Origin of the sequence: Methylorubrum sp. GM97, from assembly GCF_024347855.1 — a bacterium.
Classification (GTDB): Bacteria; Pseudomonadota; Alphaproteobacteria; order Rhizobiales; family Beijerinckiaceae; genus Methylobacterium; species Methylobacterium extorquens.
On record NZ_AP025942.1, the window covers coordinates 3,866,250 to 3,883,921 of the forward strand.

The window sequence follows — 17,672 nt, forward strand, 5'->3', positions numbered from 1 at the left end:
CCCGCAGGCGGCACTCATCGACTGAGGCAGGGCCGCCACACTGCCGCGAAAACCTGGACGTGTACGGCTTTTCCCCGGCCCGGCATGCAGCCTGCCTTGCCGCAAGCGCATTTGGCCCTGAGGGCAAGCGCGACCGTTGCGTGTTTGGGGTGAGGGGTCTTTGATGACGCGTGGGTTCCTGTCGAAAGCCGCCTGTCTCGCGCTGGCCGCGAGCGTCGGCGCCTGCGCCTCCAACCGCTTCGAGGGGCCCCGCGAGCGTCCGCGGCCCCAGGCGGCGCTCGAACCCGCCACGCCCGCTCTGCCCGCCGGCACGGTGACGAGCGAGCCGCTCGCGCCCCCGCCGGGCGCCTCCGCCGCGCCGGGCGAGCCGCCGCCCCCAGCGTCGCCGCGGCCCCCTCGCAGGCGATCGAGCCGCCGCCCCCGCCCGCTCCGCCGCCGGTGGTCGCGACCGGGCGCTCCTCGGTGGTGGGCTCGTGGAACGCCACCGATGCCGCGGGAAGCTGCAAGGTGTCGCTGTCGAGCACGCCCTCGCTCGACCTCTACAAGGCCTCGGCCGCGGGCTGCGGCAACAAGGATCTCGCCAAGGTCTCGGCCTGGGATTTTCGCGATGGCGAGGTCTACCTCTACCAGCCGGGCGGCACCGTCACCGCGCGCCTGCGGCAGGCCGGCGGCGGCCTCGAGGGTGCGCTCTCGAAATCCGGCGCGCAGCTCTCGATGGCGCGCTGACGCTTCAAGGGTTCACCCGCACCCCGAGCAGCACCGTGTGCGCCTCGTAGGTCGAGAGCGGGACGGTGCTGTTCAGCGTCGAGTAGATGTAGCTGCCGCGTAAAGCGAGCCAGCGGTTGAAGCGGTAGTCGAGCCGGGCGGTGGCGGAATAGCCCCGCTCGCGGATGCGCACGCCGTCGTAGTTGGTGGAGAGGTAAGCGCCGCCCAGCGTGATCGAGAGGTTGCGCAAGAGGTCGTGCTGCACTTCGAGGGTGGCGGCGTCGGTGAAGGCGCCGCTGGAGCCCGGCACCGCGGTCTCGATCACGCCCGTCTGCTGGTTGAACCGCACCGTGGTCAGCGGCGAGACCGACCAGACGAGCGCCGCGTTGATGACCGGCGCGTTGATGTCCTGCAGCGTGCGATCGATGTAGGAGCGGTGCTGCAGGCCGCCCGAGATCTCCGCCGTCAGCGTGCTGTTGAGCGCCACCGCCGCGCCCGCGGTGAAGGCGACGCCGTCGGAATCGCGGCGCAGGCCGAACTGGTCCACCGGCGTGTCGTAGACCCGGGTGTCGAGGAAGGTCTCGACGAAGGGCGTGATCGCGGGTGAGATCTCGTATCCGGCGCGCAGGCGCAGGCCGTACTGGTTGGCGTCGCGGTCGCTCTGAATGATCGTGGTGCCGTTGCCGAGCTGCGCGTCCTCGAAGACCGAGCGGTCGATCGAGCCGCGCAGCGAGAGCTGCAGCCGGTTGAAGTTTTCCTGCACCCCCGCGGTCGCGCCGTAGGTGGCGAAGAGCGGCCGGGTCGTCGCCCCCCCGCCCGCGCCGAGATCCGGGCTGCCGATGCGCTGGCTGTCGAGCAGGAAGCGGGTCTCCAGATCGATCCGGGTGTCGCGGTCGACGTCGATGCGCATCCGCGCGGTGCCCACGGCGTTGGGGCGGCTCGCCTCGGGGTTCTGCGGATATTCGAGGTAGCTGCCGCGCATCTCGGCGGTGAGTTCGCTCGCGGACCACTCGCTGCGCAGCGCCAGCTCCGCCTCGCTGCGCAGCGCCAGGGAGGGCCGCAGGCGGGTGCCGCCGATCTGGTCCGGGTTCGAATCGTAGCCGACGCTCTGGGTGAAGGCCGGCAGCAGCGTGAAGGTGCCGAGCCGGATGCCGAGCGGCGCGTAGGCGGTGTCGGCGGGGATCGGCCGGCGCAAAGCCGTGCCGAGCAGCAGCCCGGCGGCGTTCGGCAGGCCGAGCCCGAGGATCGGCGCCGGCAGCGGCACGCCGGAGACGGGCGTCTGGATCACCGGGGTGAGGCGCAGATCCGTGATCGTCTGCTGCGTGCGCGTCTGGGTGATCTGGCGGGTCGCCGTGCCGAGCCGGCGCGGGGGTGCCGCGCGCAGACGCAAGATCGAGGGCCGGGCCGGGGTGCCCCGCGTCGCGGCGGAGCCGGGCAGGCTCGTCGCGCTGCGGAAGCGCGGCAGGCGGGCCACACTCGGCTCCTCGCTCTCCTCGGAGGCGGGGGCCGGATTCGCGGTCGTGCCGCTGCCGAGCGGGGCGGGGGCGGAGAAGGCGCCGGAGCCGCGCAACGCCGTCGGCGCGTCGAAGGCGGAGCGGCGCGGGCGGCCCGCGGTCGCCGGTTCGGAGGGGCTGCGTGCGAGCGGGTTCGATGCCGTGCTGGGGGCTGGCTCGGCCTGCGACGGATCGGCCGTCTCCTGCGCCAGCGCGGGGCCCCGAGCAGGGCGGGGAGCAGCGCCAGAGCGAACGCCCCGCGGCGGCCCCCTCGCTTGTCCCCGTTCGGCCGCTCGCGTGACACCGGCAGCGCTCTTTCCCTGGATACGGCCGGCGGCCCGTGGACGGGGCGGCGTTCCGTTTCCGGTCGGCGCTCCATGGTTAACGGGGCTACACCGGGCATGGTTAACGTGCCGTTGCGGGGTGCCCACCCGCCCTGTCCCGCCATGGGCAGCCGTTGCGTAGCCCCCATGCGGCCACAGTCGCGGGTGAAGAGGGCGGATCAGGAATCGCGAGGGCCCGGCGCCGGGCTTTGAGACGGAAACGACAGCTTCATGGCCCTGGCACAGCGGATCGAGGACCGGAACCGGATGGACGGCGCGACGCGGGCGCCCGCCATCGCCTCGGCCCTGCGCACCATCGAGACCGAGCGCGAGGGCCTGGCCTGCCTGATGGCCGCGATCGATAACGGCCTCGGCGAGCCCTTCGCGCAGGCCGTCGAGCGGATCGGCGCGGCCCGCGGCCGGGTGATCTGCACCGGCATGGGCAAGTCCGGCCACGTTGCCCGCAAGATCGCGGCGACCTTCGCCTCCACCGGCACGCCCGCGCTCTACGTCCACCCGGCCGAGGCGAGCCACGGCGATCTCGGCATGATCCAGCCCGACGACGTGGTGCTGGCGCTGTCGTGGTCGGGCGAGACCACGGAACTGGCCGACATCATCGGCTACACCCGGCGCTACCGCGTCGGCCTCGTGGCGATCACCTCGAATGCCGCCTCGACGCTCGGCCGCGAGGCCGACACCTGCCTCGCTTTGCCGAAGGCCAAGGAGGCCTGCCCGAACGGGCTCGCCCCCACCACCTCGACGGCGATGCAGCTCGCGCTCGGCGACGCCCTCGCCGTGGCGCTGCTGGAGGCCCGCGGCTTCTCGGCCCGCGACTTCTCCGTGTTCCATCCCGGCGGCCGGCTCGGCGCCTCGCTGCGGCAGGTGCGCGAGGTCATGCATGGCGGGGCGCATCTGCCCGTGGTGGCCCTCGGCACCGCAATGCGGGCCGCCGTGGCCGAGATCGACGCCAAGGGTTTTGGGTCGGTCCTCGTGGTCGATGAAGCGGGCGCGCTCGCCGGCATCCTCACCGACGGCGACGTGCGCCGCGCCGTCTTCTCCCGCGAGGGGCTGGACCGCCTGCCGGTCGAGGCGGTGATGACCGCCAACCCCCGCACGATCACGCCTGAGACCCTGCTCGCCAAGGCGCTGCAGATCCAGGAGGCGATGAAGATCACCGCCCTCGTGGTGGTGGACCAGGGCCGCCCCGTCGGCCTCGTGCACTACCACGACCTGCTGCGCACCGGCGTGGCCTAGAGCATCGTGCTGGATATCGGATCCAGCACGATGCTCTAGGCTTTTGTTATTGCATCATCTTTTTCCGAAAGCCGGCAGCCACCTTTCGGGATGATGCTCTCGAGCGCATTCCGACGAAGCGGTGACCTTTTCGTCGAAAGAAGGCGCGTCACAACAAGGGCCGAGAGACGCCGGCCCGATGCAAGGGGGTCGGAGACGGCTCCAGGCGCCGCGCACCTCCGCCCCGCCACGCCCGCATCCCGAGGGGGCGCGCAGGCGCCCGCGAAGAGGGCTCCAGGGATCGCGCGGGATCGGGAAGATCCTTCGAGGCTCCGCTTCGCTGCGCATCTCAGGCTGAGGCCGAGGCTTGAAACCGAGGCTTGGACCCGCGCCCGTCGCCCCGACCGGTCGAACAGCTTTCTTGGTAAAAACACGTTTCCCCCCGCGGCCCTGAGATCCGGGCCCGGAGGACGGCTGGCCGATCGGCCGGCTGGGTACGCATCGTATACAAACCCCGAGGGGGACGCGGGACGCCGCGAAACCTCCGGATGGGTATGTGAGACTTTGCCGGTTTCCCGGCGTCCCGCGGAGGGGCCGCTTCCTTATCAGGGGAAGCCGTCCCTCCGTTTTGGCGTCACGGTCTCTCCACCGGCATCGACCCCGGATCTAGGCGCTGTGGGACCCTCGGCCCGCCTCCCCGCGAGGGGAGAGGGAACCTCGGCAGACGGCTATGGGCGGACTCGTCCGCACCGGACCTCGTATTGGGCCCGGCTCCGGTTGTTCCTGGGCGCCGACCCGAGACCGGCCTATGGCCCCATCCCGCGTTGGCGTTGTGTCGCGCACAGCGCCCGAGGCGATGGCGACCGGGCCACCGACGCGGGAACCGCCCCACCTCCCAACGAGCCTCGCTGGCCGGTCACCGGAAAAGCTCCCCCGGTTGGTCCGGGAGGCGAGTGCATCGGTTTTAGGATATAAAGCCTAGAATATCAAGGAATTTTATCAAAATTAAAAACCGTTGATCGAACCGGAGATTCTGGACAATATCAGGCTGAAAGTTCGACCCGCACCAGAAACAAGACGATATATCAATTGATAATTTCAGTGAATAACAATATTTAGCTCTAATAAATTTGAAAAATAATATATAGATCTCATATAAACTACAAGCTAGCGCAATTATACTTTACATTTCTCAAAATCAAAACAGATTCGCCCTGAAAAGTATCTGCTAATAGGATATGCTATGAAATTTACAGGTTTCAAAATAGAAAACTTTAAAGGAATAGATAAAGCAATCATCTCTTTAAAGCCAGCAGGATCAAATGTCTATACGCTGATAGGACTCAATGAAAGCGGAAAGACTACTGTCCTAGAAGCAATTAGCACTTTTGATTTATATAATGACGACACTACGCCGGCTCGACTAGGGCCTGTTGTCACTTGATCCAATCGCAGGCTGCGGCGAGGCAGAGGACGCCTGTGAAGCTGGCGGCGGTCTTCTCGTAGCGGGTGGCCACCGCCCGCCATTCCTTCAGCCGCGCCCAGAGGCGCTCGACGCGGTTGCGGTTGGTGTAGATCCAGTCCGGGCAGCGGGTGGGTGCTTCGTTGCGCTTGGTGGGGACGGCCGGCTTGGCGCCCACGTCGCGGATGTGCTGACGGAAGCCGTGACTGGAGTAGCCGCGGTCGGCCACGACCCACAGCGGCACGCCGGGCAACTGGTCGAGCAACGGCACGGCGTGGGGCAGTTCGTGCGCCTGTCCCGGCGCGAGGCGGAAGGCGACGGCGCGGCCCGCGCCGTCGGCGATCACGCAGGCCTTGGTGCCATACCCGCCACGAGACCGGCCAAGCGCTTCACGACCGTCTCGCTCGGTCGCAGATCCCCCCTTTTGGCCGCACCTGCCGCCTTCTGGTGCGCCCGCATGATGGTGCCGTCGAGGAACACCATGCCGAGCTGCACGTCGCTCTCCTGCACCAGGGCGAGCAGGCGCTCCCACACCCCGGCGCGCGCCCAGCGGATGAAGATCTGCGCCGCCCGCCACCACGGCCCGAACTCGTCTGGAATGGCGCGCCACTTGGCCCCGTTCTGGTGCCGCCACAGGATGGCCGAGAGCGTGCGTTGCAGGTCCTGCGGCGGGGTCTTCGCCTTCGGCCGGCAGGCATGCACCAGCGGCTCTAGAGCCGCCCACTGCGCGTCGTTCAGCATCAGCCCGCTCCATCCAGAGGACGGAAAACGCTCACACCCCCAAGACGTTCAGGCGACGACAGACCCTAGCAATTGGCGAAAATCGACCGAATCCAGTTTCTTTTGTTCCAAAACAACTAAAATCTAATTTCTCGGGACAGGTTGTTATTACCGCATTTATCGAAATCGAGCCTGGGGATAAGCCCCACTTTGTCCACGTTATTGAAGAAGCATTCAAAGCAAAGTTGGATATAAACAGTATTCCTGATCAATTCCAAATGAGAAGAGCATTCAATTTTCGAAATTCAGATTTCATAAATATACATTGGTCGATTGGAATAACATTGCTTGTTAAAAAGAAGGGCGCGCGCAAGTTTGAAGCACTTGAGTCGGCAGATATAATATGGAAACGATTTGCTGCAGAACTAAACTCAAAGCTGCCTCAAATTGTTTACTTCCCAACATTCTTGTTTAACCCTCCTGAGAAAATCGAACTAAACCCTGGAGAGGATGAGGAGCCAATAAATAAGTTGTATCGGGAAATAATTGAAAACGTTGCAAAATCACTGCCACGTCCATTGGACGTAAGAAAACATATTGTAGAGCGTGTTGTAAATGAGGAAACGCTAGCGAATAAGCTTATTAATATAATGCTTCTTGCCCCAGACAAACAAGAGCAAATTGAAGCCTCGCTCGCTGAACTATCCAACCACTTATCAGATACTGTCTTTGAACGCTGGTCTAAGATATTCGGCGGGAATTTCTCAGGACGCGAAATCGTTTTGCGTCTAGGTATTGGTGGAGAATCCCCGAATTATAAAGTTCACGTTGACTTTTATTTAAAGGACCGAAAATCTATGTACTCTATATCCGAGAGATCACTCGGATTTCGTTGGTTTTTTTCATTTTTATTATTCACAATATATAGAGTTTCGGCAAATAATATTCGCCACACATTATTTTTGCTTGATGAGCCTGCATCTAATCTACATTCTGCCGCGCAGCTGCAACTAATAGAAAATTTTCCCAAAATCGCGACAGGAAGCAACCAAATTATATACTCAACACACAGTCACTACATGATCAATCCGGAATGGCTTGATCAAGCCTTCATTGTAACGGATCAATCAATTACAATGATGCCAGTGAAGCAAATACTGCTTCTGGTTCTTCGCATACAAATATCGGTGTAAAAAAATATAGAGATTTTGTAGGATTAAACCCAGACAAAGTCACTTATTTTCAACCTGTGCTGGATAAATTAAATGTAGTTCCTAGCAAACTCGATGCGATCAAGCCGGCAGTTTTAGTGGAAGGGAAGGGTGACTATATTATACTTGAGTATGGTCGTCGCCTAATTCTCAAATCAGAATCCGCCTATGCGATCCTGCCTACGCGGGGTGCTACAGGAATGGATGAGTTGATCGGACTCCACATTGGATGGGGATCACGGTTCGCTATTTGTTTAGATGGAGACAAAGAGGGTATCAAAGCATCAAATAGATACAGGGAGAATTGGGGTCCATAAAGGATAATATATTTACTTTGCTAGACATCTCTGGAGACCTAAAAGATAAAGGAATCGAGGGAGTATTGACTGAAAATGACCTTAAAATCATATCAACGCATTTTTCAATAATAAAGCCTCCAACAAAAAGCCAAATACAACTTTTCTTCAGTGAAATGCTGTCTAGCAGGACTGTGGTAGCGGTATCTGCAAAGTTCAGGAAGATAGTCGGCGATTTCGATAAGAAATTTTCGTCGATTCTTGATTGATAAGTGATAAATATTCTTGCATCATTTATGGTGGCTACGAGTTTTGAGGAAAAATTAATTTAACTAGCAAACAAATACGCGAAGAAGCAACACACGACTTAGAGACATCTGAGACGCCTGCGCTTCAAAACACCGCCACCAGTCCCACCCCAATGACCATCAACACCGCCCCGGCGACGCGCCAAACGCTCGCCGGGTGCACCTGAAACCCGATCCAGCCGAAGTGATCGAGTACGAGCGAGGCGAGCACGCCCACGGTGACGATGATGCCCAAAAACGTCGCCGCGCCGATGGCGGGGGAGGCGTAGAGCTGGGCCAGGATCAGCAGGATGCTCAAAAAGCCGCCGAGCCACGCCCACCAGGGCACCTGCCCGAGTTGCTGGCCGGTGGGGAGTTCGAGTTTACCCAGGGCGAGGCCGCCCACGAGCAGGGCGGCGGTGCTGACCAGCAGGGTCAGGAGGGCCGCCGTCACCGGCAGGCCGAGCGACTTCGACAGCGTCGCGTTCTGTCCCGGCTGGATCGCGTTGGCGAGACCGGCGAGGATGGTGAGAGCGTAGAGTGACCACATAGCCCGTCATCCGAGACGCGGACCGCCAAGTTTCGCGGGTGCGACACCGGGACCGCTCCGCAAGCCGGGGCGTCGGGGCCGGCGCGGCCGGCCGACGGGGCTTTGGTTCGGGCCCTGCGCGCGGATCGACCCGGCCGGCCGCGCGAACGGCGGCTCGGGCCGCCCGTCCCCACAGCTCTCCGTCCGGGGCGCCGGCCCGCGAACCCGGACGCCGCCCGTGTTGCCGCGCGGGCCGGCGCCGCGCGGCGGGATACCGGGTTGCGCGGCCCCGGACGGACGGAGAGGGGGCGCGGGGCCGTGAACCCGCTTGCGGGCGCGCGCCCGAACCGCGCCGATGGCCCCTCGACAAAGCGTCGCCGCGGGAAGAAGGGTGGGGCGAAGGGCCGATGCCGTCAGGGCGGAGACGGCGCTCGGGGTCGGCGTGGGGGGCGAGGGCGGATGAGCGAAGCCATCACCATCGAGGATGTTTCGGGCGGCGTCCGCCTGATCCGCTGGAACCGCCCGGCCAAGAAGAACGCGCTGACCGGGGCGATGTACGACGCCGCCACGGCAGCGCTGACGGGCGCCGACGACGAGTCCCAAAAAATCGGGGCGGTGGTGTTTGCCGGGCTGCCCGGCGCCTTCACCGCCGGCAACGATCTGGCCGACTTCTTTGCCGCCGGCACGGCGCCGCGCGACGCGTTTTCCGAGATGCCGGCCCTGCGCTTCATCCGGCAGCTCGCCCGCACCCGCACGCCGATGATCGCGGCGGTGGACGGGCTCGCCATCGGCGTCGGCACGACGCTGACGCTGCATTGCGACCTCGTCTATGTCGGGCCGCAGGCGCGCTTCCGCATGCCGTTCGTGGAACTCGGCGTGGTGCCGGAGGCCGCCGCCAGCCACCTGCTGCCGCGCCGGATCGGGCTCGCCCGCGCCTCGGCGCTGCTGCTGCTCGGCGAGCCGTTCGACGGCGCGGCCGCTGTGGCGCTCGGGCTCGCCAACGCCGAACTGCCCTCCGAGACGCTGGAGGCGCATGCGCTGGCGCAAGCCGCGCGCCTGGCCGCCCTGCCGCGCCGGGCGGTGCAGGCGACCCGCGCGCTGATGCGCGGCGAGCAGGGGCTGGTCGAGGCGGCGATCGAGGCCGAGGCGCAGGCCTTCGAGGCGGGCCTGCGCGATCCCGAGACGCAGGCGCGGCTCGCCCGCTTCCTCGCTGGCAAGGCGTGAGCGCTTCGGTGACGCCTTCGTTGCGGGGAAAAATCTGCCTCGTGGCCGGGGCCTCGCGCGGGGTCGGGCGTGGGCTCGCCCGCGGGTTGGGGGAGGCGGGCGCGACGGTGATCGTCACGGCGCGCTCCTCCGAGACCGGGCGGCGCACCGAGACGCGCGCGGAAGCGATCGAGGACACCGCCCGCGAGGTCGATGCGGCCGGCGGCGAGGGGCACCATTACCTCTGCGACCACACCAGCGAGCGGGCGGTGGACGAACTCGTGCACTGGGCGCTGCGCCGGTTCGGGCGGATCGATGTCGCGGCAGCAAGCGTCTGGGGCGGCAACGAGGGCTATGACGGCGAGCGCTACCCCGACGGCGCCGCCTGGGGCACGCCGTTCTGGCGCCGCTCGGCCGAGCCGTTCTCGCAGTTTCTGGGGACGGGGCCCTATCCGGGATTGCTGCTGGCCCGCGCCGTGGCACCGGCCATGGTCGCCGCGCGCTCCGGCCTGATCGCCTTCGTCTCCTTCGGCACCGAGGAGGGATATCTCGGCGATTTCTACTACGACCTCGCCAAGGCGACGACGAACCGGCTCGCCTTCGCCTGCGCCGCCGAGCTGAGCCCCCACGGCGTCTGCGCGCTCAGCCTCTCGCCGGGCTTCGTCGCCACCGAGCGGGTGCGCGATCTCGGCCAGGAGGCGCTGGCCACCGAGAGCCCGCTCTATGCTGGCCGGGCGCTCGCGGCGTTGTCCGCCGACCCCGCCGTGCTGGACCGGGCGGGGCGGACGGTCCATGTCGGGGATCTCGCCCGCGCCTACGGCTTCACCGACGCCGACGGCCGCCAGCCGGAGCGCTTCCGGATCGGAGAGGAGATGCCATGAGCCTTAAGGGGAAGACGCTGTTCATCACCGGCGCCTCGCGCGGCATCGGGCTCGCCATCGGCCTGCGCGCCGCCCGCGACGGCGCCAACGTGGCGATCGCGGCCAAGACCGCGCAGGCGCATCCGAAGCTGGAGGGCACGATCTTCACCGCCGCCGAAGCCATCGAGCGGGCAGGGGGCCGGGCGCTGCCGCTCACCGTCGATGTCCGCGACGAGGAGGCGGTCAAGACGGCGCTGGATGAAACCGCAAAAGAATTCGGCGGGATCGACATCGTGGTCAACAACGCGAGCGCGATCTCGCTGTCGAACACGCCCAAGACCGAGATGAAGCGCTTCGATCTGATGCATCAGATCAACACGCGCGGCACCTACATGGTCAGCAAATACGCGATCCCGCATCTGGAGCGGGCGGAGAACCCGCACATCCTGATGCTCTCGCCGCCGCTCGACATGGCTGAGAAATGGTTCGCGCCGCATCTGGCCTACTCGATGGCCAAGTTCGGCATGTCGCTCTGCGTGCTCGGGCTCGCCGGGGAACTCCGGGGCCGGGGCATCGCCGTCAACGCCCTGTGGCCGCGCACCACCATCGCCACGGCCGCCGTTCAGAACCTGCTCGGCGGCGACGCGCTGATGCAGGCCAGCCGCACGCCGGAGATCATGGCGGATGCCGCGCATGCCGTGTTCCTGCGGGAGGCCAAGGGCTTCACCGGGCATTTCCTCATCGACGACACGGTTCTGAGTGAGGAAGGCGTCACGGACTTTTCAAAATACCGCGTCACAGCAGGCGTTCCGCTTGCGCCGGACTTCTTCGTACCGGACACAAGCGTCGCCCCGCCCGGGGCACTCGACTGAAGCCCCATCCGACAGGTCACATCCGTTGATCTTCACCCACAAGCCCGTCGCGGGCGGCTCCCAGACGGTGCTGGAACGCCGCTACCTCGAATTGCAGGAGCCGATCTCCGAGGACACGGTCTGGCTCGACCTCGTGCGCCCGACGCGGGAGGAGGAGGTGAAGGTCGAATCCTTCCTCGGCATCACCGTGCCGACGCGCGAGGAGATGAAGGACATCGAGCCCTCCGAGTTGCTCTACGTCGAGGCCGGCGCCCGCTACATGACGGGCCGCGTGCTCTCCCGCGTCAGCGATTCCGAGGAGCCGGGCCTGGCCGGCATCACCTTCATCCTGCGCGACAACCGGCTCATCACCGTGCGCTACGAGGAGCCGCAGGCGTTCCGGATGTACACCCAGCGCGCGGGCCGGGCGACGGGCAACGGGCCGTCGCGCTCGGTCTCGGGCGAGTCGATCCTGGCCGGGCTGATCGAGGCGGTGATCGACCGCGCCGCCGACGTGCTCCAGCTCCAGGGCGAGCGCATCGACCGCCTCTCGCGAAAGATCTTCGAGGACAAGGGCGACCCGTCCTCGCGCAACAACGCGCTGCAGGACACATTGCGCTCGCTCGGGCGCTACGGCGACCTGATCTCGAAGCAGCGCGAGAGCCTGGTCTCGATGGAGCGCATCCTGCTCTCGCTCTCGGCCACCTACCGCACGGCCAAGGCCCCGCGCGAGCTGCGCGAGGACGTGCGCTCGACGCTTCGCGACCTGCAATCGCTGGAAGAGCACGCGACCTTCATCTCGGCCAAGATCCAGTTCCTGCTCGATGCAACGCTCGGCCTCGTGAACCTGGAGCAGAACAACATCATCAAGCTGTTCTCGGTCATGGCGGTGGTGTTCATGCCGCCGACGCTGATCGCCTCGATCTACGGCATGAACTTCAAGACCATGCCGGAGCTCGACTGGCATTTCGGCTACCCCGCCGCCGTCGGCATGATGGTGGTGGCGGCCGTGCTGCCTTACGTGTTCTTCCGCTGGAAGAAGTGGCTGTAGCCCGCGCCGAACCCTGGGCCGGGGAGGTGGCCCTGCCTCCGGGCCGATCCCGGAAACCCCAGCGCCACCGGCCGAGGTTCCCGGAATTTTACGGCCTCCCCCCAAGAGAATTTTCGGACCCTGTCGCCTGAACTCACGTTCTTAAGGTGTCGGCCGACGGTGAGATCACTCCCCCGGCCCCCTCGTTCAGCAATCAGGAGACCAACTCCCATGGCCACCAAGCAGAAGACCTTGCACGATGCGTTCTACGAGACGTTGAAGGACGTCTATTACGCGGAAAAGCAATCGGTGCGTGCACTGAAGAAGTCGGCCAAGGCGGCCGAACATGACGAACTCCGCCAAGCGTTCGAGACCCATGCCGAGGAGAGCGCCAACCAGGTGGAGCGCCTGCAGCAGGTGTTCGAGATCATCGGCAAGCCGGCCCGCGCCAAGACCTGCGAGGCGATGCAGGGCCTGACCTCCGAGATGGAGGAGGATCTGGAGGATTTCGAGGACAGCCCGGCCGCCGACGCGGTGCTGGCGGCCTGCGCCCAGGCGGTCGAGCATTACGAGATCGCCCGCTACGGCACGCTCAAGACCTGGGCGACCCAGCTCGGCTACGCGGACGCCGCCAAGCTGCTCGACGAGACCCTTCAGGAAGAGAAGAAGACCGACGCGCTGCTCTCGCAGATCGCCGAGCGCATCAACACCGAGGGCTCCGAGGAGGCCGAAGCGGGCGCAGTGAAGGGCAAGGGCGGGCGCAAGAGCGCCTGATCCCACGTAGCACGCGGCGGGACCGATGATCCTGCCGCGAGACGGGCCGCGCATCGCAGGCAGGCAAGCCAGATCAGGAAAGGGGTGCCCTCAAAGGGTGCCCCTTTTTTCGTTCCGGACGTCTCCCGCCCCCCTTCCGACAGGCCGTATCGGCGCCGTCACACCCATTCGAAGTGCGAGCGCTCCTCCCGCTCGAAGGGCCTTCGAAAGCGTGCTCGCGAGGCCGGGTTGATCTTCGCCGGGCAGATTCCAGTCATCCGCGAGCGGGAAGCCGGCCCTTGAAGGGCGTGTCCGGCGCCAACCTCTGCACCCGCCGCGTGCCCGACCGGCACGGGGTTTTCCGCCGACCCAAGCTTCTGATGTTCCGCCTCTACACTGCTCTCTTTTTGCAAAGGCGGCAGCATCCCAAGGGATTATAATCGATCGAGGGATCTTAACCCGTTATTTAATACTCGCCCCGCTTTTCCAATAGATCCATTAGGCACCGAGCGGGCGGACTAACCTCAAATGAGATATATCAACAATGCGAGCGTCTTGTTGAAGCTATGCGCGCCGCTCGTCCTGATCGCCGGCATGGCTATCGCACTTATTCTGCACGAGCGGGCGGCATTCGAAGGAATCGCCGTCCAATCCCGCTATGTCGCCGACGTCCTGACGGTGCGACAGGAGTCTTATCTCAAGGCTCAGGCCGGTGTTGCGGAGGCGACCCTGCTCAGCCGCAACCTCATCATCGATCCCAGAAAGGAAAAGATCGACCGATACAAGGCACGATACGACGCCACCGTCAGCGGCGTTTACAAAAACATCGATCGGCTGATCGCCCTCGCGGACACGCCGGCACGCGTCAAATTCGGCAACGATGTTCGCAAACTCGCCGAAGCCTATTTCGCCGTCATCGACCGGACCATCGTTCTCGGCAGCAGGAACGAGACCGATGCCGCGATGACGATCGTGCAGGAGGAAGGGCAGCCCGCGCGGGCCAAGCTCACCGAGCTGGTGGAAGCGCGCACGCAGAAGATCATCGAGGAGATGCAGGCCGGCGCGAGCCAACTCGAGCGGGATGTCGGAACGGCCGTCACCCAGCTGATCGTGATGGCGGCGGTCGGCCTGCTCCTGGCCGCCGTGCTCTCCGGTGCGATCGTCGTGTTCGGCATTACCCGGCCGCTCTCGCAGCTCGTCTCCGTTCTGAACCGGATGGCTCAGGGCGAGATCGACTCCACGATTCGCCAAGCCGCGCGCGGCGATGAGATCGGCGCCGTGGGACGGGCGGTCGAGGGCATCAAGACGATGGTGGCCCGGAAGGCGGCCGAGGACGCCGAGCGACGGCAGACCGCCGAGACCGCCGCGGCGGCCGAGCGAAAGCGCACGATGATGGAGCTCGCCGACGGCTTCGAGGGGGCGGTCGGCGGCATCGTCGGCATGGTCTCCTCCTCGGCGACCGAGTTGCAGGCGACGGCCCAGCAGATGACATCGACGGCTCAGAGGACCTCCACCCGATCGACCACCGTCGCCTCGGCCGCGGAGGAGGCGGCCGCGAACGTCAACACGGTCGCCTCCGCCGCCGAGGAACTCGGTGCATCGGTGCAGGAAATCGGCCGGCAGGTCTCCGGTTCGGCCAACCTCGCCCAGCAGGCGGTGGCCGAGGCGGACGAGACCGGTTCCCACGTCACCGAGTTGAGCAGGGCTGTGACCCGGATCGGCGACGTGGTGAACCTCATCGCCAACATCGCGAGCCAAACCAACCTGCTCGCCCTCAACGCCACCATCGAGGCCGCACGGGCCGGCGAAGCCGGTCGCGGCTTCGCCGTCGTCGCCGCCGAGGTGAAGGAGCTGGCAAACCAGACCGCCCGCGCCACCGAGGAAATCTCGGGCCAGATCGGCCAGATCCAGGGGGCGACCGGGCAGGCGGTGGGTGCGATCGGCTCGATCACCACGCGGATTCGGGAGATCAACACGGTGACCGCGACGATCGCGGCGGCGGTCGAGCAGCAGGGCGCGGCGACGCAGGAGATCGTGCGCAACGTCGCCGAAGCTTCGGTGGGAACCAGCGAGGTCACGACCAACATCGGCGGAGTGGCCGAGGCCTCGGAGGAAACGGGAGCTGCCGCGAGCCAGGTGCTGATGTCCGCTTCAGAGCTGTCGCGTCAGTCCGAGCACCTGTCCGCCGAGGTCCATCGCTTCCTCGCGACGATTCGCGCTGCCTAGGGCGCATTCCGACGAAGCGGCCACCGGACATTTCGCGCAGCCCGGGGCCGTGTCGGACACTGCAGAAACGAGAAGGGGCGCCGAACGGCGCCCCTTAGTGCATCAATACCGGTAATTCCGGCTCGGATAGGCCTGCCCGCCGCCATAGCCGGCTCCGCGGGGCTGGACCTGGGAGCCGTAATCGACCTCCCGCCGTGCGCGCCGGTTCGCCAGGGCCCGTCCGGCCAGACAGCCGGCCACGGCCCCGACCACGCCGCGCTCGGCCAGATAATGTCCGGCGACACCGCCGATGATCGCGCCCTTGATGCATCCCTTGGCTTCCGCGGTCCCGGCGCCGAGCCCCGTCATGACCGTCAGCGCCAACGCCGTCGCAAGAATTCGCATGCTGTTCCTCCCAGGTGGTGGCGGAAGAAACCACGGCGGCGCGATGGCGTTCCGTGCCTCTTCCTCGTCGGTCTCGGCAATGGCCGGGAACGAGCGTTCCCGCAAAGGCGCGGCGGCGATTGGCGCGTCTCTCCCGGCCGAACGGTGCCGTCGGACCGACCGCTCAGGTGGCTTGGAGGCCGAGCTTGTACTCGCACATTCGGATCGGGCGCAGAGAACCCACCGGGTACCTGCCTCGAACCGGCTCCGGGCGATCCTTTTCTCGGACTCCGGCCGGCCGCCGCTTTTGACCCCAAGCGGGCCTCTCGCAGTGCGACCATAAATGTCCAGAAAACCGAGGTTTACCTGGTGCTCAAACCCGCCGGGAAAGGCTGCTTGGAATTCAAAACGCAGCATCCGGGTCGTGGCGCGGTTAAGGTGAAAGGGAGCCGTTCGCGCAAATGCGAAATGGACCCACTTGGACCTTTAGAAGAGACAGCGCTTCAGCAAGTCGGCGCGTGCGACGGGGATTTAGAGCTTCATTGGGCAGCTGAGGCGGCGCCCCTCACGGCGCCCGAATGTCCTGTAATGGGTATTCCCAGACCGCATTTGCCCTTGTTCCACGGCTCGGGCGACATCCGGGTTGCAACGCAGGTACTCGTCTTCGTCGAACTTAGCCTCAGGCTCCTCCTGGGACCCACAATGACGCTTCCGTTCCCGGTCATCAGTGTCGTACCCGCGACCGGGCTGGCGATCCTGATCTTCATCGTATCGGCGACGCCGCTCGTTACCGTAGCCATTATCGTAGCTGCGGCCGCGTTCACGTGGCCGATCATCATCATCGTCATCGTCATCGTACCCGCGACCACGAACGCCGCCGTCGCGCTCGCCATCGCTTCGACGATCATACTCCCGCTCGTCGTAGCCGTAGTCACGCCCCCCTCGCTGAGCTGAGGCTGAGCTTATCGCGCTCAAAAAACTCAGGCCCACGAGTGCCGTAACCCACAGTCTCCGCATGCCGGGTTCCTCCAGTAACAACGTCAGACGTGTCGCGTACCCGGCATTCGACAGCCAAGCCGCGAGCCTCAGCGTATCAGCTTGGACGTCACCCTATTCCGCTTCGGCGGTTCGCGTTCGCTGCTTGTCAGCCGCAGGTGCGGCGATAGCGTCGGCAATTGCCTTGGCCCTCCTCACCGTAGATGTCCTTGTTCTCGCAAGCGTCGCGAAGCTCGCGGCACATCCGGCGGTAGCGGCGCTCCTGCCGATCCTCGCGGTAGCCGCGCCCATCATCGATTTCGACGCCCCCTGGGCCGACCCGAAAGCCCTGCGCGAAGCTGGGAGCCTCCTGGATGATCAGCCCACCGAGGGCGGCCGTCACGAGCAACACCTTACGCATCTGAGCCTCCGAGTTCCTTAGATCGCTGGAGTGAGACAGCAAACGCATGGGCATCGAAAAGGGTTCGTTCCGGCTCGCGACAACCTCGTGATGGCAGCGCTTATCCGCACGGTCGTGCTTGGACGTCAGTCCGAGCTGACACCCACCATCCTTCGACATGACATTCAGCGGTTGAAAGATGCTGTTGCCTGATTTGCAAATAAAACGAACGTTGATGTGACATGAGCAGCTAGCCGCTTTCGACCCATTGCATGTCTTTGCACAAGGGCTTCCAACCTTGGGCAGGAAGCCCTTGTCGATCGCGTTATCCAGGGTTGGCGGCTGCCCAACGGCCATTCTGCGTGCGCCCACCGTAGCCGTAAGCGTCGCCGTCAACGGCATGCACGAAAACGTAGCACTCCTCATGCAAGGAGCCGATCAACGCTTCCATCCCAGCGAAGGCCGCACGGACGAAGGAGGTCGTATCAGCTTTCGTGTTGGTTCCAGCGGTGATCTTGATGTCCAGCCAGAACGCCGACAGCCCCGCATCTGTCGGGCGCTTTCCAGAGATGAACCAGCCCTGTGGATCGGCTTCCTCAACCAACACAGCGGTGACGTTCGGGTCCTTGCCAAGCCGCTCCGCCCCGAGCCGCGTTGCCAGTTGAGCGATATCGGACCTGAGATCGGCGCGCGGGGACGCAGTAACGTAGCGGACGGTGATCATAGGCATAGAAACCTCCTGGGCATTCGTG

Annotated in this window: 15 protein-coding genes and 2 pseudogenes; 11 read left to right on the forward strand and 6 right to left on the reverse strand. The window is 64.9% G+C overall.

Annotated elements, in window-relative coordinates; translation table 11 throughout:
- Positions 1-163 precede the first annotated feature (163 nt).
- Positions 164-726 (forward strand): annotated as a pseudogene (locus tag MSPGM_RS18080) (AprI/Inh family metalloprotease inhibitor).
- A gap of 4 nt (positions 727-730) precedes the next feature.
- Here the strand turns inward: MSPGM_RS18080 and MSPGM_RS18085 are convergent.
- Positions 731-2,502: pseudogene (locus MSPGM_RS18085) on the reverse strand (outer membrane beta-barrel protein).
- Between the two features lie 250 nt (positions 2,503-2,752).
- Between MSPGM_RS18085 and MSPGM_RS18090 the strand changes: the two are divergent.
- Positions 2,753-3,775 carry an SIS domain-containing protein gene (locus tag MSPGM_RS18090; protein ID WP_315974088.1) on the forward strand — a complete coding sequence of 341 codons (1,023 nt, stop codon included), beginning with the start codon at positions 2,753-2,755 and terminating at the stop codon, positions 3,773-3,775.
- A gap of 1,222 nt (positions 3,776-4,997) precedes the next feature.
- Entirely contained in the window at positions 4,998-5,198 is a 201-nt protein-coding gene (locus MSPGM_RS18095; RefSeq protein WP_261925794.1) for an AAA family ATPase, read from the forward strand.
- Here MSPGM_RS18095 and MSPGM_RS18100 read toward each other — a convergent pair.
- Positions 5,191-5,957 (reverse strand): IS5 family transposase gene (locus MSPGM_RS18100; protein ID WP_261925795.1). Its coding sequence is split into 2 segments (ribosomal slippage): positions 5,191-5,642 and positions 5,642-5,957, totalling 768 coding nucleotides; the frame shifts between segments, so codons are not numbered across the junction. The genes MSPGM_RS18095 and MSPGM_RS18100 overlap by 8 nt on opposite strands.
- A gap of 257 nt (positions 5,958-6,214) precedes the next feature.
- Here MSPGM_RS18100 and MSPGM_RS18105 point away from each other — a divergent pair.
- The gene (locus tag MSPGM_RS18105; protein ID WP_261925796.1) at positions 6,215-7,129 is read left to right on the forward strand and encodes an ATP-dependent nuclease; all 915 of its coding nucleotides are present in this window, start codon (positions 6,215-6,217) and stop codon (positions 7,127-7,129) included.
- 707 nt (positions 7,130-7,836) lie between these two features.
- Here MSPGM_RS18105 and MSPGM_RS18110 read toward each other — a convergent pair.
- Complete coding sequence (locus tag MSPGM_RS18110) at positions 7,837-8,280, reverse strand: DMT family transporter (protein ID WP_015951899.1); 444 nt, start codon at positions 8,278-8,280, stop codon at positions 7,837-7,839.
- Between the two features lie 438 nt (positions 8,281-8,718).
- On the opposite strand from MSPGM_RS18110, the gene MSPGM_RS18115 reads away from it, so the two are divergent.
- From MSPGM_RS18115 to MSPGM_RS18140, 6 genes are all read left to right on the forward strand, one after another.
- On the forward strand, positions 8,719-9,483 hold the full coding sequence (locus MSPGM_RS18115; protein WP_261925797.1) for an enoyl-CoA hydratase-related protein: 765 nt from the start codon (positions 8,719-8,721) through the stop codon (positions 9,481-9,483).
- A gap of 8 nt (positions 9,484-9,491) precedes the next feature.
- Positions 9,492-10,343: an SDR family NAD(P)-dependent oxidoreductase gene (locus MSPGM_RS18120; RefSeq protein WP_261925798.1), complete on the forward strand. Its 852-nt coding sequence runs from the start codon at positions 9,492-9,494 to the stop codon at positions 10,341-10,343.
- Positions 10,340-11,194, forward strand: coding sequence for an SDR family oxidoreductase (locus MSPGM_RS18125; protein WP_261925799.1), 855 nt, complete (start codon positions 10,340-10,342; stop codon positions 11,192-11,194). The genes MSPGM_RS18120 and MSPGM_RS18125 overlap by 4 nt, the downstream gene beginning before the upstream one ends.
- Positions 11,195-11,219: 25 nt before the next feature.
- On the forward strand, positions 11,220-12,224 hold the full coding sequence (locus MSPGM_RS18130; RefSeq protein WP_003602860.1) for a magnesium transporter CorA family protein: 1,005 nt from the start codon (positions 11,220-11,222) through the stop codon (positions 12,222-12,224).
- Between the two features lie 210 nt (positions 12,225-12,434).
- Positions 12,435-12,977, forward strand: coding sequence for a ferritin-like domain-containing protein (locus tag MSPGM_RS18135; protein ID WP_261925800.1), 543 nt, complete (start codon positions 12,435-12,437; stop codon positions 12,975-12,977).
- A gap of 507 nt (positions 12,978-13,484) precedes the next feature.
- A complete protein-coding gene (locus MSPGM_RS18140) occupies positions 13,485-15,182 on the forward strand; it encodes a methyl-accepting chemotaxis protein (RefSeq protein ID WP_261925801.1) in 1,698 nt (565 codons plus the stop codon).
- A gap of 102 nt (positions 15,183-15,284) precedes the next feature.
- Here MSPGM_RS18140 and MSPGM_RS18145 read toward each other — a convergent pair whose 3' ends face one another.
- A complete protein-coding gene (locus MSPGM_RS18145) occupies positions 15,285-15,566 on the reverse strand; it encodes a hypothetical protein (RefSeq protein ID WP_012254837.1) in 282 nt (93 codons plus the stop codon).
- Positions 15,567-15,941: 375 nt separating this feature from the next.
- Between MSPGM_RS18145 and MSPGM_RS18150 the strand changes: the two genes are divergently transcribed.
- Complete coding sequence (locus tag MSPGM_RS18150) at positions 15,942-16,499, forward strand: hypothetical protein (protein WP_261925802.1); 558 nt, start codon at positions 15,942-15,944, stop codon at positions 16,497-16,499.
- 190 nt (positions 16,500-16,689) lie between these two features.
- Here the strand turns inward: MSPGM_RS18150 and MSPGM_RS18155 are convergent, their stop codons facing one another.
- Complete coding sequence (locus MSPGM_RS18155; protein ID WP_003602849.1) at positions 16,690-16,941, reverse strand: hypothetical protein; 252 nt, start codon at positions 16,939-16,941, stop codon at positions 16,690-16,692.
- A 304-nt stretch (positions 16,942-17,245) separates the two neighbouring features.
- Entirely contained in the window at positions 17,246-17,650 is a 405-nt protein-coding gene (locus MSPGM_RS18160; protein ID WP_261925803.1) for a tautomerase family protein, read from the reverse strand.
- Between the last annotated feature and the right edge of the window lie 22 nt (positions 17,651-17,672).